Genomic DNA, 14,308 nt, shown 5'->3' on the forward strand with positions numbered 1-14,308 from the left:
CGTTCCAACTGTTTATTATAATTTTTGTTTGGGTTTATGGATGTTTTCAGGAAAATACAATAAAATTCGGGGCGGGTTTATGAATTTTGTCTGTGGGAAATATAGATTAATGGGGAACCCGCCCCTACAGGATTGACTGTACAATTTGGGGCGGGTTTATGAATTTTGTCTGTTGGAAATATAGATTAATGGGGAACCCGCCCCTACAACCCGATTAAATTATCTCACATTTAACTCAAGATGAAACGTTTATCTTATCTGAAATCAGGTTTAACTGTTCTGACAGCTTTGGCTACAATTGCGTTAACGTTTTTGCCTTCTATTGCAGAAAATCCTCGAAATTCCAATAATCGATTTAATCGGGATTATTCCCCTTCTAATTCTCAGCCGAGTGTTCAAACACCAACCCCCCCATCTGAAGATTTGGGAAAACAACTGGTTCAAGAAATTTCTCAGTGTATGAGAAATGCCATTCCTAACAATGAACCGGAATCTTTGGAACAACTGCAAGCGGCATCGATGCAGTGTACCATTCGGGTGATTATTTTAACACCGGATGGCAAAGTTAGAACCGATGCTAACGAACGCATGAATGCCATTTTAACGGCGATGAATGTTTCCCTTCCCGCCACAGTCAGTCAGGGACAGGCTTCGGTAAAATTAGAAAGAATTCCCGATAGTTTTGTTTATACAGTTCCGGTGATTGTGGGCGGACAACCGCAAAGATTTTTATTAGATACGGGTGCGTCTAATTCGATTTTATCTGAACCGATTGTTCAACAGTTGGGACTGAAAGGAACTACCCTTCCTGGCGATCTTTTAGCTTATTTTGTTGTTGGGGATGACTGTTCTAATATTAAGGCAACTTTGCACAATTTACCTGCTATTGCAGTCGAACAAGCAAGGGTAGAAGGAATGAACGGAATGGGATTACCAAAGACGGCTATTCCGGGCGATGTTGCGGGGGTTTTGGGGTTGGATTTCCTCAAAGGTTTTGATGTTATAATTAATCCAAAAGATTCGAGTTTGCAACTTTTACCCCGTTCAAATTCGGTGGCGGGAGGGGTTCCTTTACAGGGAAAAATGGGTGTAATGACCACAGAAGTTTTTGTCAATGGTAAAGGGCCTTATCGGTTTTTGTTGGATACGGGGGCGGATGTGATGGTACTTTCCAACCGTTTGGCGAATACGTTATCGATTGATTTAGAAAAGGCTGAAAATATCGATGTTAACGGTTTTTGCGGTCTAGAAGTGGGTCAGAAAGTTAATTTATCTTCGGTGAAATTACAAACTTATGAATCGAGGAATTTAGATGGCGTTGTCTTAAATAATGAGTTGTTAGATTTGTTGGGTGTTGATGGAATTGTCGGTCAAAATTATCTCAACCAATATCAACAACATTGGCGGTTTGGCGACCCGAATAATTTGGGTTTTCCCGAGGAAGGAAGTTTGATGTTGAAGCCGTTGTAATACCCTTTATTTTTAAGGGTGAAACTAACTCTTTCCCTGATTATATGACCTCTCCCCTTAATCCCTCTCGACCCCTCTATAATCTCCCATCCCTCCGCCTGCGGCACCTCCCTTAAAAAGGGAGGCAGGGGAGATGCAATTGTTCCTTAATTACTCCCCATTTCAGCTAAAAATATTTTTCCTTTTCCCACTAACCCCTCTATAATCTCCCCGATCCCCCCTTGATCCCCCCTTAAAAAGGGGGGTTGGGGGAGATACAATCGTTCCCTCTCGATTAATTAATAGTCCCATAAGGGACACAATTTCCCTCTCCTCGTAGGAGAGGGTTAGGGAGAGGTAGGAGAGGGTTAGGGAGAGGAAAGAATATAACGTGATTTTCATTAATTTTTCGACATGAGATAACCGCACTATTCCGTTAAGGTTTTTAAGTCTTTTTGCCACTGTTTTAACTGAGAATCCCGCTCTTTTTGTTCGTTGGGTTCTGGGGGTCGAAGTCCGGTTTTTGGGTCATATTTCCCGTAATATTGCAGCATTCCTTGAAAACATTTAACATCTGCATTCGGATAAATTTTCTTCGCCGCCAACCAACGTTCACAGGAATATTGCCAAAAATACAAATGATCGTGAATTTCATTACCCAACTTTCGCAAGTGTTGAATTGTGGGTTGTTTTAAACGAAAAAGAACCCGATCGCTTTCTGCATTTTTAGGAATTAACCGGGATTCACAACCAATTCCCCGTAAAAATTCTATCACAAAATATTGACCAAAATCAAGGATTAAAACTTCGGTTTCATCGGGACAGGCTTTGAGAACATCACAAGATAAATCACCCCGTTGATAACCCAGGCGGTTCAAAGAAGTTTCAGGTAAAAGTAAACGAACCCGGCGAATACTATCGGTATAATTTGCCCAAAATTTTTGACGTTCTTCTAACTGTTTTCGTTCAAATTCTGTCGGCTGTAAAACTCTTAAAATTAAGTCAACAAATCTCTGAATATAACTATAATTTAGCGCACCGATCCAACGGTTTAAGCTGTTTTTAGCGGGTTTAGAAAGTTGTTCGAGTTGAGTTGAATATTCATCTCTGAGCCATTCAATTAATTGGGGACGGTGATTTTTTAAAACATCATCGGAAATTTGTGTCAGTAACAGTTCGACGGTGGGAAGTTGCTGTTCAGGTGACATTTGTTGCAGACATCGCAGCATCCATTCCACACCCGAACGATCCGAAACATTATTTTTAACAAAAATTTGACCCACACAATTTAACGCCAGTTCAACCGTCGGAAGGGAAACGGGTAATTGTGCTTTTTCGAGCAGTTCTTGCGGGGTTTTTCCATATTTCCAGCTTAAGTTAGCGATCTCATAATCGATTTCACCCTGAGAAATTGTTTTCAAAATTTGTATGGATAAAGCATCCCCCGAGGTGGCGGTTAAACTCCATTCTAAAAATTCTTCAACCAAACTTTCAGCAATCACTTGAAATGGCGATTTTTTTGATGTGGATAGCTGTTTTTTGTTTTGATAATAAACTCCAATCCTCCACAATATTTGCTGTTTTAACCAATCGGCTAACAAAAAATCATCGCTGATTGCTTGCCAAATTATTTGAGAGATTTGGCGGCTCGTTTCCCGATTTTTTTGTTCCCACTGAGGTTGAATCCAAAGATAATAAATCCACTCGGTTTTTGTCAATTTATATAAATTTTTGCCTTGAATATCGGTAACAATCTCATCGAGAGAACGAAGAAATCGAGCTTCAAAACCGGGTAAATTTAGGGATGTTTTAGATTGAATTTTGTTGACTTTATGCAGTTGAACGGGCGTGTTTTGGGGTGGATTTTGCGGGATTTTGAGCGGTCTAAATTCAACAGTCATCGGTTGACTACCTCTCGATTTATTTTATATTTATTGGTTGCTCTAGATTTAGACTCTCGCGACGGAATTGAAAGCGGAAAGTGACTTTGCGATCGCCAGGATTATCTTTGGTTTGATCGGCGTCAATTTCCCCCCGACCGGACACCAAAAGTTTTTCTTTAAATTGGGGTTGTTGAGCAAATTCTAGCTGATTAGATAGGATATAATTAGAAACAGCCAAAGCGCGTTCTAAACTCAGTTTCATATTGCGGTTGGGAGTTCCCGCAGAACTGGTATGACCTTCGATAATAATCCGAGAAACTTGATCGGAAAATTCGGAATTAGAAAAAACCACCTCGCTATAAACCGGAATAAAAGTGTTTAAAAACTCTTTCCCTTCCGTTTTTAGCACCGAACTATTATCATCAAATAAAATGCGATCGCGAATACTTACATCCCCCGTCGCCGGATCGACAGTAAAAGTATCTTCGGTTCCGACTTTCCCTTCTAACGCATTAATAATAATCTGCGGTAACGCTTTAAACGCCTGTTGATATTGTTCCAACTCCCGAGAAAGTTTTTCCACCTGAGCCATTTTTTCATCAAGCTTTCTCACATACTCATTGAGTTGAACTTGTACGGTGATAAACAGCAGCGCAAAAAACAGCAGCAAACCCGACATCAAATCCCCAATAGACAGCCAAACACTAGAATCTTGGTTGTCTTCTAAGTCTTCATTTGTTTCGATATCAAAGAAGTTTTTATTCATAGTTTTCTGATTAGTTTTTAGCTTGTTTGAGGCTTAAATTATCCGCAGAAGCGACCAAATATTGAGCGACTTGCATCAATCCATCCGAACTAGCCTGCAACCCTTTACAGACTTTTGCCATCGAACTATCGGCTTCTGTAAAGAACTGATGTTGGGATGCGCTCGCAGTTTCTAAATAGTGAATTAATTGTTGATTTCCTGACTCCAAAGCCTGATTAAATTGACTGACTAAATTTTGATAGGCGCTCTCAACTCGCTGCACTTGTTCCTGTTCGGCTTGCAAAGAAACTTGCAACTGTTCGACCAAATTTGTATAAGTATTTTGCAGGCGTTCACCCTCGGTATGGAACTGTTTTACCAAGTTCTCATAAACGCTTTCAACCCGTTTAACTTCCTCTGCGGTGATCTTCGCCAATTCTTGCAATTGAGCCATGCGATCGCTTGCATTTAACCCCACAGAATTGGCATAATCACCCACTTCTTTTGCGGTTTTTAAAACCATTGCCATACTTTCATCAACCTGTTGCGACATCAATTTTCGCTTTTCTGACTCCTCTTGAAATACCCGTTGCAATGCAATCACAACTTGAGCTAAACCTTTTTGTTGCTTTCCGAGCGTTCCCTCTAACAAATTATTTTGTTCTTCAAAGAAATGTTTGAGAGAGATTTGATAACCCACCCGAAACTTTTCCAATTCTTCCTGTACCGTTAAGCGGGTATTTTGCAGCATTTCATCGACATTTTGCAAACTACCCACCAAATTTTCTTGAGCTTGATTCATCAGTTGAGAAGCTTCTTCTCCGACGGCTTTAATCGTATTCGATTGAGTTTGAAATGCGCTGTGAGTTGCGGTTAAAATCTTCGTCATTCGTTGCTGCACTTGTTCGAGCATTTGTTTTTCTTGTTCGGCTTGAGTTTTTAAAGCCGCTTGCAAGTTTTCTTGAATTCCTCTAAAGGTATTCGCCGCATCTTCGGCGCTGTCTTGAAATGCTGTTCTTTGGGCTTTCATTCCCTCAATACTTTCCGCAACTCCCGAACGAATTTCTATCGCAACTTGCTGTAAAACCCCTTGAGTATCGCTTTGAAATTCTCCTAAAATAGTTTGCAATGAACCCGCAAAAGCTTGTAACTGAGTTAAGGTGTCTTCCTGAAAAGATTGAATCGTTAAAATTGATTGCGCCAAACTCGAAGAAATTCCCCCCAATTCACTTTTTAATTCCCGCACCGCTTGAGAAGCTTCTTGAGTCAATTGGGCGCTTTGATCGAGTCGTTCAACGACGGGTTCAATCACCTGTATTCGCAATTCCCGCAGCAAATTATTTAAGATGACTTCACCCTGATCGGCTTTAATTTGTTTTAATGTGGTTAATTCCTCGCGAATTTCTTGGAAAATTGGAGCCATCGCCAACCCGACTTGTGTTCCAATGGCGTGGGAATCTACCCGACTTTGGGCTTCTACCATTTGGGCGAAACCGGCTTGCATAATCTCTGCGATATTTTGATTTCCTAGCGTTAAATTTCCTTTGGAATCAGCCGGATTGGAGAGTTGGAATTGAGCAATTGTATCAAGTTTTTCTCGGAAATTATTTCTACTTTTCAGCCGTGTTTGTTCTCCCCAAACGAGTACAAGTGTCATCAAACTTGCCGAACCCAAACCCATGAGTGAACTCGAAAAAGCGGTTTTCATTCCTTCTAAAAGCTGTCGGATAGAAGGAAGTAATGCGGTGGTATTTTCTAAGTTCGCTAAACTAACATCTTGTAATCCGGTTTGAATCCCGTAAAAGGTTCCCAACACTCCAATTGCAATCAATAAACTCGGTACAAATCGCCATTGACTGCGAGGTATTGATCGCGTTAAAAATGATGGATATTGAAATAAAATAAATTTTCGACCTTGTATTTCTGTCCGATAGGTATCGCCCTCTGGGGAAATGTCACCCATTAGGTAGGTTCTAAACCACTCTAACAGCAGTCTCCAATTTCCCGAAAAAATATTAGTTGGTTCTAACTCTATTTTACCTTCGAGTTGACGTTCTAATTGATCGGATAAATAGGCGATCGCTTCTTGGGTAATCTGACTTTGGGCTTTGATATACTGTTGGTATTGTCGGACTAATCTATACTCGCCCCAGACCGAGATTAAGAGCAAGATTAAGGCGAAAAAATGAAAGAAGCTATTTTGCCAAATGACTGAAAACAAACCGTTCATAAACTGCATTTTAAATGATAATTTTTCTAAAATAAAATGGGCATTAACTGAGGTTAAAACCCGATTGCAAAAGGTCAGTAATTCACTTCAATTGTTTTTAATCTTGATGCCTGACTATAAAAAAAATGCGGATACTCGAATTCGGGGATAGGTTAGTTACTCAAGCTACCCCCGGATCGCGATCGCCAAACAAGCGGTTGTGTGATTATTATTGCACAATCATACCAGATGACAATCAAAAAAGTTCATCTGAGTAATATTAATTTTCTATACGGTTGATAGAGATTCAAAAACCCGTGCCGATTTTTCCCTTCCCTCCCCAGGGCGTCTAGTTTTGCGAATGTTGACCGTTTTCTGTTCATTAATCGCTTAGAATTGATGTTTGATCGCGCCCTTAACAAGTGGTCATTGCTGTTACTTTAGAAGGGGTATAATCATAAATTGTTTCTTCATATCTGCCGTCTAGATATTCGCGACGCAAACGAATGCGTCGAATTTCATAAACCGCTCTATCGGGAATAAAAATAATCCAAACATCCCGAGTAAACGCCCCAAATGAGGGGTCGCAGTATTGCAATTTATGGGTAATATTCCAGTTACTTTCTTGATGATAATAACAGTTTTTTCCTTGGGGAATATGACTAAAATTGTAAAAGGGATTTCGCCTCACACAATTCATTCCGGTTCCCATAAACACCCGGTCTTGTTCGGTAAAGTAATCGGTTAAGATTTGGAGTGTTTTTAGCCAAGATGCTTTAGTTCGTAAGTCCAAAAGATATCCGAACTGCCGCATGACAGACTTAATATATGAGGTCGTTATATCATCGGGATGACAGGCCAAAAGTTGGGCAATTTTTTTCTTGATTTCATAGAGAGTCATAACCCATTTCTCTTGTAACGCTCCGTCATCATAATATACAGTATAAAAGCCAAAAATAGAAGTTTTTATGGCAATTTTTTTGAGTTCGGGTCGGCTCCCTCGTCTATCATGCTGACATCAACTGTTACAGCTTTACGGATAGGATTGGGCCAAGGGTTCCCATCGGTTTTGATTGGAAGTGCGTCAATAAATAGAGAATGAGAGAACAACTGCATTCCCAGTGACCGAGACGATCTTATCACTAATGCGAACAATTGTTGAGCCTTTTTTTGAAAACATTTGTGAACGATAGCAGCCCTGAGATCGCCGAGATTGGTTCTGATACAATCTTATAATTATAGTTGTTTTAGCATTCAAAAGGATGAATCTATTCTCTTTATTTCTGGCGGTTCCCTTACTTTCTGCGAGTCCGTTACCCATACCTCCCGTTCGGTTTGAGGGGCCTGCTGCGGGTAATTTTATCTGTAATTATAAGTATAAAATGGGCGATAGTGACTGGATTTATGTCAACAGTGGCGGTTCAACTCGCGCCCGAGCCAGGGTCCGACGCACCAGAGATATTCGATATTTACAAAAAAAAGCGGAAGAAGCGAATTTGAGTTTTGAGGTGCGTAAACTTTTCTGTGAAAATCCCTGGGGTGGTGACGGAAATCGGGGAGATTAAATTGAATGTTTAGGGTTTGAAAAATTCGATAGCGTAGGAGCGGGTTCAGGCCTGCGATCTTTACTACGACTCTGAGATTAAGGTAAACCCGCCCCGATAACACGCATTAATTAACCGGACATCATATTATTAGATAATCGTGAAGTTTTGAGGCTGTTCAAACTGCTGAATAAAATCAACTTGATCTCCCCCAACGAACGCCACAAGTTCTCCGTTTGCTTCAACTTTTAAGACCTCTAAAATATTGCTAGAAAAAGCCCCAGACGCTCCCCCACCGAAAATACTATCAACCTCGGAACGCGAACTTGTACTAATCGTCAGTTGTTGAAATGAGAGTCCGCCGAGTGCTATTCTATCTTGACCCAACTCAAACTCAGTAATAATATCTGCATCCTCAGCACCAATATTAGCGATCAGAAACAGATCGTTTCCTCCACCTCCTCTTAAGGTATCTTGACCTTTATCTCCTGATAAGGTTTGATTTCCTGAAATTCCCTCTAAAGAATCATTACCCTGTCCGCCAAATAGGGTACTTCCAACATCAATAAAAATCGTATCATTTCCTAAGTTTCCAAAGACAATATTATTACTTCCACCAATTAGACTATCGTTATCTTTTCCGCCATAAACTGTATCATTTCCGCTGGTTGTAAAAAAAGTATCATTCCCTTCATTTCCGAAAATTAAATCATTTCCATCACCCGGAATAAGACTATCATTTCCTTCCATCCCAAATAGGGTGTCATTTCCTTGGAAACCCTGCAATACATCACTTCCTATATTCCCCAGTAAACGATCATTTCCATTTCCCGCGTCGATCGCATCATTTCCTAACGCTCCATCTAGGGTGTAAGAAATTCCATCGTCTGGAGTTTGAACTCTAAGAATATCATTTTCCGGTGTTCCAACAAATGGGTTTGGACTCCCCAAAGAAACGGAAATATTGAATTCGGCCATTTGTAGTTCTCCCGTAAAATCTATCTGGTCAAATGAGTCAACTTTTCGATTCTAGCATGAGATTTATTTCCCGCAAGAATTCGCAAAACATTCTTGATTAATTGTTCTAAGATCATTGGGTTAAACTTTTTAGCGTTTGGGGGTTTTAATGAGCGGAGTTGCAGTTAAGGATTAGATTAATTTTTTTTGAAATATTCGGTTCGGGCGAACAATAAAAATTTATAATTGAACCGATGATTGAGTTAAAGAAAAATTGATGAGCGAACGCACCCCTCCTCAACTGGAAACGGAAAGACTCATTCTTCGTTTAGCAACGACGGAAGATGTTCCCGAAATTCTGAGATATTATCAGGAAAACAAACAACATTTAACCCCTTTTGAACCGTTGAGAACCCCGGAGTTTTACACCGAACAATATTGGTGTTGTGAAGTGAGTCAGCGTTTGATGGAATTTGGGGGCGATCGCGCTTGTAAACTGTTTTTATTTAACCGAGAAAACCCGAGTGAAATTATCGGAGCGGCTAATTTTGCTAACTTTATTCGGGGAATGTCTTATTCTTGTACGTTGGGGTATAGTTTAGCCGCTTCTCAACAGGGAAAAGGCTACATGAGCGAAGCGTTAACAGTGGCGATTGATTATGTATTTAATGCGTTAAATTTCCGCCGAATTACTGCGGCTTATATTCCCCACAACCAACGCAGTGGAAAGCTGTTAAAACGCTTGGGTTTTCGCGTGGATGGCTTTTGTCAAGATTATGTTATGATTAACGGAGAATGGGAAGATCATATTCTCACCAGCTTAATTAATTCTAACTGGCAATTTCCCGACTAATTTAATTTGAATCCGGTCTTAAATTTCATCCAATCAATCTAACAGGGTGCAATATCTAGGGCGCGTTTTCCACCCCAAGTCTGAATTATTTTATCGTCATAATCATCGGAAACTTCTAAGACAGTCAGAACGGATGCTTCTAACTCTTCGGGATCGCAGGTTGAACCGACAATACTATGACCAAACAGGATTTCACCGGAGCGATTAATTGAAAACGCCCCAAACATCATTTCTGAATTTTCTTGCAGTAAAAAACTCGTTAATTCGGGTGTAATTTTGGCATCAATCACAACTTTTGACAGGGTTTTAATCACCGTTTCGTCTTCTTCCCAAGGACTAATTAACACTTCCACCCAAGCCGAACCGAGAAATAAACCAAATCCCGGTTCATCCAACTTTTCCCAAGGATAATTCTCGAACAATTCATCCATCCAGCCCAAAATTTTGTGATAGCAGTTTTCTTGGGCTTCGGTTTTAAACATCATGTTGATTTTCCTCCCATTGAGAGTAAGGATGTTTGACTAAGTTTGAGTTAAAATACCGAGGATCGTGGGAAACTTCTTCGCCGATCCAGTCGGGAATTTCAATGATTTGATTGGGGTCTGTCAGTTCAACTTCGGCTAAAATTAAACCTTGATTGTCTCCAAAAAATTCGTCAACTTCCCAAATTAAATCCCCAAAAGAAATTTTATGTCGGTTCTTTTCAATGAAGGGGCGATCGCACAACGTTTGTAACATTTCTTCCGCATCTTCGACGGGAATAACATACTCAAACTCGGAGCGAACTCGACTGGCTACAGGCCCTTTTATGGTTAAATAACCCTGATTTCCAATAATTCTAACCCGGACGGTGCGCCCTTTTTCGCTGGAAATGTAGCCCTGACAGTAGAGTACACCGATGGCCAAATCTCGCCAGCGATCGCCTTTGACCAAAAATTTTCGTTCGATTTCAATTCCCATTTTACGATAATTTAGAATTAAAATAACCTAGAGGAGATGTCACCTTCTGAGTGTTCCTGTTGCAATACAGATTGATTTGAATCAAGCCCCATCTCCCCGACTGCGATTGCTCCTATTTGGTTAGATTATCATATTTCACCCTCTTTTAAACGGCGATCATGCGATATCGATTTATTCCCCTGTTCATTGTTCTTTTGACTCTGCTGAGTGGCTGTCAGTCCGCGACTCAACTCTCGGTAATTGGCTTTAATGTCGAGTCTGGAGATGCCGACCCGAATTATATTGCTAATCAATATATTAAACCGATTCGAGGGGTTGATCTGTGGGGATTTTCCGAAGTTCAGAATCAGTCTTGGGCGGATCGGTTTGAAAGTGCTATCGAAATCAATAACCAAGCGGATTTTAAATCTTTGTTAGGAACCACCGGAAATGCGGATAAACTGGCTATTGTTTATAATAGCAATCAATTAAATCTGATCAAAAAAGAGGAACTGAATCAAATCAATATTGGCGGGTCAGTTCGTGCGGCTTTGGTCGGACATTTTCAAGTGAAATCAACCGGACAAGAATTTTTATTTATGGTGAATCATTTGTATCGAACCAATGACCGAAGTCGCCACGAACAAGCCCGTTTACTGAACCGATGGGCGCAAAAACAGACACTTCCGATTATTGCGGTGGGAGATTATAACTTTGATTGGGATGTCAAAAATGGGGATTCTAAACGCGATCCGGGTTATGATTTATTAACCGAAAATGATGTTTTTACTTGGGTTCGTCCTCAAGAAATCATTGCGACCCACTGTAGCACCCGCTATAATACGGTGTTAGATTTTGTGTTTATTTCTAGTCGCCCTAAACCGATATCTGCTTCTTCTAAAATCCTCTATCCCGAAGCGGATTATTGTCCAGATACGCCCCAAAAAAGCGATCACCGACCCGTACAAGCGACCTTTGTTTTACCGAAAGTTCAACCTTGATTTATAATAATAATCAGAGGTTATTTTGTTGGGAAACATGATTATTTTAGTGATGGGCGTTTCCGGTTCAGGAAAAACAACCATCGGTCAAAAATTGGCTGAGACTCTCAATTTTCAGTTTAGAGATGCGGATGAATTTCATTCCGATGAAAATATTAGAAAAATGGCTAATAATATTCCTCTAACCGATGAAGATCGTCAGCCTTGGCTGGAAAAAATGCAAGCCGCAATTGATCGGTGGTTACAAGAAAAGCAAAATGTTGTGTTGACTTGTTCGGGTTTGAAAGAAAAATATCGTCAAATGCTGTGGCGAGATTCCGAACAAATGGAATTAGTCTATTTAAAAGGATCGTTTGAACTGATTGAAGAACGAATGAAAAAACGTCAAGATCACTTTATGAAAGCCAACTTACTCAAAAGTCAATTTGAAGACTTAGAAGAACCAATTGTGGGAATTTGGGTGGATATTTCCCAAACTCCCGCAGAGATTGTACAAGAAATCAAAAAAGTTTTGAATTGAAGCTGATAGAATTAAACTCACCCCCAACGACCTCTCGACCTCTCCCCCAACGACTTCTCCCTAACCCTCTCTATCCCCCCTTGATCCCCCCTTAAAAAGGGGGGTGGCGAAGCCGGGGGGATTGGGGGGATGGGGTGATGGGGTGGTGGGGAGAGGTCTTTTTTCTGATGAAAAATAACTTTTTATTAATAAAAATTCTCCCAATCTCCCTACCTCCCTACCTCCCCACCTCCCCACAAATCAAGTTTTAGGGCTAGAACGAAACGGCCCTGCCCTTGATCCCCCCTTGATCCCCCCTTAAAAAGGGGGGTGGCGAAGCCGGGGGGATTGGGGGGTCGAGAGGGGACAATTGTATTTCCCCTTGTAGGGGAGATTATAGAGGGGTCGAGAGGGAAGGGAAATAAAAGCAGAGGAATTTTTCTTTAGATAGATTTCAGAAAAGCTTCAACTTCCTCCGATGTGGGTTGAGCGGCGATCGCCCCCGGTTTAGTCACCGTTAAAGCCCCGACAGCGCTGGCATAAGCGATCATTTTCTTAATCGTTTCGGGGTTATTTAATCCCCGAATTCCATACTGATAGAGTTGATGAATAAAGCCGGCAACAAAAGCATCTCCGGCGCCGGTTGTATCAACAACATTAACCGGAAAAGCGGGTATTTTCCCCTGAAATTCTCCTAGAGAATAAGAACACCCCTTTTCACCATCAGTAATCATCACGCCTTCAACCGAATCGAGTTGAGAATGAATAGAAATCGGGTCGGTGGTATCAAAAAACAGTTGAGCTTCTTCGGTTGAAACTTTAACAAAATCAACCTGTTTGAGCAAGTCGGGAATCAAGCGCCTTGCATCCAAAGGATTCGACCAAAAAACCGGGCGCCAATTAAGATCAACCAAGATTTTCAGATTATAGCGATCGGCCATTTGTAGAGCATGAATACAGGCTTCGCGAGATTGGGGATAAGCCAGAGCGATCGTTCCCAAAACGAGAAAATCAGCATCAACAAATAAGCTTTCAGGAATTTGGCGGGCTTGCAGGTGAGTATCGGCGAACTCATGGGTCGGAATTTTTCCAAAACCGGCAAACTCCCGTTCACCGCGATCGGAACGCAAGACAAAAACCTTCCGGGTGGGGGCGGGGTACTGTTGAATTCCGGTGGTTTGTACGCCCACCTGTCGCAACAATTGTACAAGCTGCATCCCCGCTTCATCCATTCCGACTGCGGAGATCAAACCCGTAGGAATTCCGAGTTTGACTAAGCCACAAGCGACATTAGCGGGGGCGCCGCCGGGATAAGCCGTCCAAGATGCAACCTGTTCGAGCGATCGCCCCGGTTGATCGGCTAAACAATCAAATAAAATTTCACCTATGCAAAGAACACGAGCAGGATTGATCATAATCATAGAGAATTGTGCTTAGAGACAAAGATAGGATAGTCAAAATCCGGGAGGTTAGAAATAACAAAAATTAATTCTTACTTAACGGTTCGTTCTTAATTTATAGTTCACCTCTTAGAATTATAAATAGGTAATTATGCAGAGATAGGAAATCGTTATGGCGCATAGCAAGTCTCACACCCCCGTTTCCCTTTCAGAGCGGGAATTACAGGTTGTCGATCTGGTAGCGAGCGGGTTAACAAATCAGGAAATTGCCGAGCGGCTAGAAATCAGCAAGCGGACCGTGGACAACCACATCAGCAATATTCTCACCAAAACCGAGACCGATAACCGAGTCGCCTTGGTGCGTTGGGCGTTGCAATGGGGTAAAGTATGTCTGGATAACATCAACTGTTGTCTTTTGCCTGAACCATCCCAACAGGCCGAAGAACAGCAGGTTTCCGTCGAGTCAAGCAACTAAACTCACAAAAGCGTTGATGGAGACAGCCAACTCAAAACAACTGCGCTATCAAATCAAATGCCCCCGCTTACCGTTCGCCGTCTACCGAGAAGTGGCGGCTCATTTGCGTCAGGTAGAGGGGGTACAAACGGGTTTAAACCCGGCTTCAAGTGTTGGTGAACCCTCACCACCTCCATTTGACTACAAACGCAGTCAAGTGGGAAGTCTTTGGTTACAATTTCCAGACAATGCCACCCCTGGCATTCGTCAACAGGTCGATCGGATTTTGGCTTATTATGGCGATCGCTATGGCAAATGGGAGGTTTTTCAGTCACTCATTACCAGTCACCAGTCACCAGTGTTGTAGGGGCGGGT

Annotated in this window: 15 protein-coding genes; 7 read left to right on the forward strand and 8 right to left on the reverse strand. The window is 41.5% G+C overall.

Annotation, left to right across the window (positions count from 1 at the left end; genetic code table 11):
- Positions 1-240: 240 nt before the first annotated feature.
- A complete protein-coding gene (locus ACL6C3_RS15820) occupies positions 241-1,470 on the forward strand; it encodes a retropepsin-like aspartic protease (RefSeq protein WP_413168190.1) in 1,230 nt (409 codons plus the stop codon).
- A gap of 407 nt (positions 1,471-1,877) precedes the next feature.
- Here the strand turns inward: ACL6C3_RS15820 and ACL6C3_RS15825 are convergent, their stop codons facing one another.
- From ACL6C3_RS15825 to ACL6C3_RS15840, 4 genes are all read right to left on the reverse strand, one after another.
- Positions 1,878-3,350 carry an EH signature domain-containing protein gene (locus tag ACL6C3_RS15825; protein ID WP_413168191.1) on the reverse strand — a complete coding sequence of 491 codons (1,473 nt, stop codon included), beginning with the start codon at positions 3,348-3,350 and terminating at the stop codon, positions 1,878-1,880.
- Between the two features lie 19 nt (positions 3,351-3,369).
- Complete coding sequence (locus tag ACL6C3_RS15830; RefSeq protein ID WP_413168192.1) at positions 3,370-4,098, reverse strand: OmpA family protein; 729 nt, start codon at positions 4,096-4,098, stop codon at positions 3,370-3,372.
- Positions 4,099-4,108: 10 nt separating this feature from the next.
- Entirely contained in the window at positions 4,109-6,316 is a 2,208-nt protein-coding gene (locus tag ACL6C3_RS15835; protein ID WP_413168194.1) for a hypothetical protein, read from the reverse strand.
- Positions 6,317-6,701: 385 nt separating this feature from the next.
- Positions 6,702-7,187: a hypothetical protein gene (locus tag ACL6C3_RS15840; RefSeq protein WP_413168196.1), complete on the reverse strand. Its 486-nt coding sequence runs from the start codon at positions 7,185-7,187 to the stop codon at positions 6,702-6,704.
- Positions 7,188-7,548: 361 nt separating this feature from the next.
- Here ACL6C3_RS15840 and ACL6C3_RS15845 point away from each other — a divergent pair, with 361 nt between their 5' ends.
- A complete protein-coding gene (locus ACL6C3_RS15845) occupies positions 7,549-7,851 on the forward strand; it encodes a hypothetical protein (RefSeq protein WP_413168197.1) in 303 nt (100 codons plus the stop codon).
- 129 nt (positions 7,852-7,980) lie between these two features.
- On the opposite strand, the gene ACL6C3_RS15850 is transcribed toward ACL6C3_RS15845, so the two are convergent.
- A complete protein-coding gene (locus tag ACL6C3_RS15850) occupies positions 7,981-8,808 on the reverse strand; it encodes a calcium-binding protein (RefSeq protein ID WP_413168198.1) in 828 nt (275 codons plus the stop codon).
- A gap of 256 nt (positions 8,809-9,064) precedes the next feature.
- Between ACL6C3_RS15850 and ACL6C3_RS15855 the strand changes: the two genes are divergently transcribed.
- A complete protein-coding gene (locus ACL6C3_RS15855) occupies positions 9,065-9,640 on the forward strand; it encodes a GNAT family N-acetyltransferase (protein WP_413168199.1) in 576 nt (191 codons plus the stop codon).
- A gap of 38 nt (positions 9,641-9,678) precedes the next feature.
- On the opposite strand, the gene ACL6C3_RS15860 is transcribed toward ACL6C3_RS15855, so the two are convergent.
- Both ACL6C3_RS15860 and ACL6C3_RS15865 read right to left on the reverse strand, forming a co-directional pair.
- Positions 9,679-10,125, reverse strand: coding sequence for a T3SS (YopN, CesT) and YbjN peptide-binding chaperone 1 (locus ACL6C3_RS15860; protein WP_413168201.1), 447 nt, complete (start codon positions 10,123-10,125; stop codon positions 9,679-9,681).
- Positions 10,115-10,600 carry a CYTH domain-containing protein gene (locus ACL6C3_RS15865; RefSeq protein ID WP_413168203.1) on the reverse strand — a complete coding sequence of 162 codons (486 nt, stop codon included), beginning with the start codon at positions 10,598-10,600 and terminating at the stop codon, positions 10,115-10,117. Before ACL6C3_RS15865 ends, ACL6C3_RS15860 begins: the two co-directional genes overlap by 11 nt.
- A gap of 158 nt (positions 10,601-10,758) precedes the next feature.
- Here ACL6C3_RS15865 and ACL6C3_RS15870 point away from each other — a divergent pair, with 158 nt between their 5' ends.
- Positions 10,759-11,580, forward strand: a complete 822-nt coding sequence (locus ACL6C3_RS15870) for an endonuclease/exonuclease/phosphatase family protein (RefSeq protein ID WP_413168204.1) — start codon at positions 10,759-10,761, stop codon at positions 11,578-11,580.
- Positions 11,581-11,617: 37 nt separating this feature from the next.
- Complete coding sequence (locus ACL6C3_RS15875; protein ID WP_413168205.1) at positions 11,618-12,100, forward strand: gluconokinase; 483 nt, start codon at positions 11,618-11,620, stop codon at positions 12,098-12,100.
- A 422-nt stretch (positions 12,101-12,522) separates the two neighbouring features.
- Here the strand turns inward: ACL6C3_RS15875 and ACL6C3_RS15880 are convergent, their stop codons facing one another.
- Positions 12,523-13,491 carry a carbohydrate kinase family protein gene (locus ACL6C3_RS15880; RefSeq protein ID WP_413168342.1) on the reverse strand — a complete coding sequence of 323 codons (969 nt, stop codon included), beginning with the start codon at positions 13,489-13,491 and terminating at the stop codon, positions 12,523-12,525.
- A 160-nt stretch (positions 13,492-13,651) separates the two neighbouring features.
- On the opposite strand from ACL6C3_RS15880, the gene ACL6C3_RS15885 reads away from it, so the two are divergent.
- Entirely contained in the window at positions 13,652-13,954 is a 303-nt protein-coding gene (locus tag ACL6C3_RS15885; RefSeq protein ID WP_413168206.1) for a helix-turn-helix domain-containing protein, read from the forward strand.
- A 16-nt stretch (positions 13,955-13,970) separates the two neighbouring features.
- Positions 13,971-14,300 carry a hypothetical protein gene (locus ACL6C3_RS15890; RefSeq protein WP_413168207.1) on the forward strand — a complete coding sequence of 110 codons (330 nt, stop codon included), beginning with the start codon at positions 13,971-13,973 and terminating at the stop codon, positions 14,298-14,300.
- Positions 14,301-14,308: the final 8 nt, after the last annotated feature.

It is taken from the genome of Capilliphycus salinus ALCB114379 (genome assembly GCF_047276495.1).
GTDB lineage: Bacteria > Cyanobacteriota > Cyanobacteriia > Cyanobacteriales > Microcoleaceae > Capilliphycus > Capilliphycus salinus.

Excerpts from the sequence above, each read along its gene's own strand:
- ACL6C3_RS15855 (WP_413168199.1), top strand. The coding sequence starts at position 9,065 with ATGAGCGAACGCACCCCTCCTCAACTGGAAACGGAAAGACTCATTCTT.
- ACL6C3_RS15875 (WP_413168205.1), top strand. The coding sequence starts at position 11,618 with ATGATTATTTTAGTGATGGGCGTTTCCGGTTCAGGAAAAACAACCATC.
- ACL6C3_RS15885 (WP_413168206.1), top strand. The coding sequence starts at position 13,652 with ATGGCGCATAGCAAGTCTCACACCCCCGTTTCCCTTTCAGAGCGGGAA.
- ACL6C3_RS15845 (WP_413168197.1), top strand. The coding sequence starts at position 7,549 with ATGAATCTATTCTCTTTATTTCTGGCGGTTCCCTTACTTTCTGCGAGT.
- ACL6C3_RS15870 (WP_413168204.1), top strand. The coding sequence starts at position 10,759 with ATGCGATATCGATTTATTCCCCTGTTCATTGTTCTTTTGACTCTGCTG.
- ACL6C3_RS15830 (WP_413168192.1), bottom strand. The coding sequence starts at position 4,098 with ATGAATAAAAACTTCTTTGATATCGAAACAAATGAAGACTTAGAAGAC.
- ACL6C3_RS15840 (WP_413168196.1), bottom strand. The coding sequence starts at position 7,187 with ATGACTCTCTATGAAATCAAGAAAAAAATTGCCCAACTTTTGGCCTGT.
- ACL6C3_RS15860 (WP_413168201.1), bottom strand. The coding sequence starts at position 10,125 with ATGATGTTTAAAACCGAAGCCCAAGAAAACTGCTATCACAAAATTTTG.
- ACL6C3_RS15820 (WP_413168190.1), top strand. The coding sequence starts at position 241 with ATGAAACGTTTATCTTATCTGAAATCAGGTTTAACTGTTCTGACAGCT.
- ACL6C3_RS15825 (WP_413168191.1), bottom strand. The coding sequence starts at position 3,350 with ATGACTGTTGAATTTAGACCGCTCAAAATCCCGCAAAATCCACCCCAA.
- ACL6C3_RS15850 (WP_413168198.1), bottom strand. The coding sequence starts at position 8,808 with ATGGCCGAATTCAATATTTCCGTTTCTTTGGGGAGTCCAAACCCATTT.
- ACL6C3_RS15865 (WP_413168203.1), bottom strand. The coding sequence starts at position 10,600 with ATGGGAATTGAAATCGAACGAAAATTTTTGGTCAAAGGCGATCGCTGG.
- ACL6C3_RS15835 (WP_413168194.1), bottom strand. The coding sequence starts at position 6,316 with ATGCAGTTTATGAACGGTTTGTTTTCAGTCATTTGGCAAAATAGCTTC.
- ACL6C3_RS15890 (WP_413168207.1), top strand. The coding sequence starts at position 13,971 with ATGGAGACAGCCAACTCAAAACAACTGCGCTATCAAATCAAATGCCCC.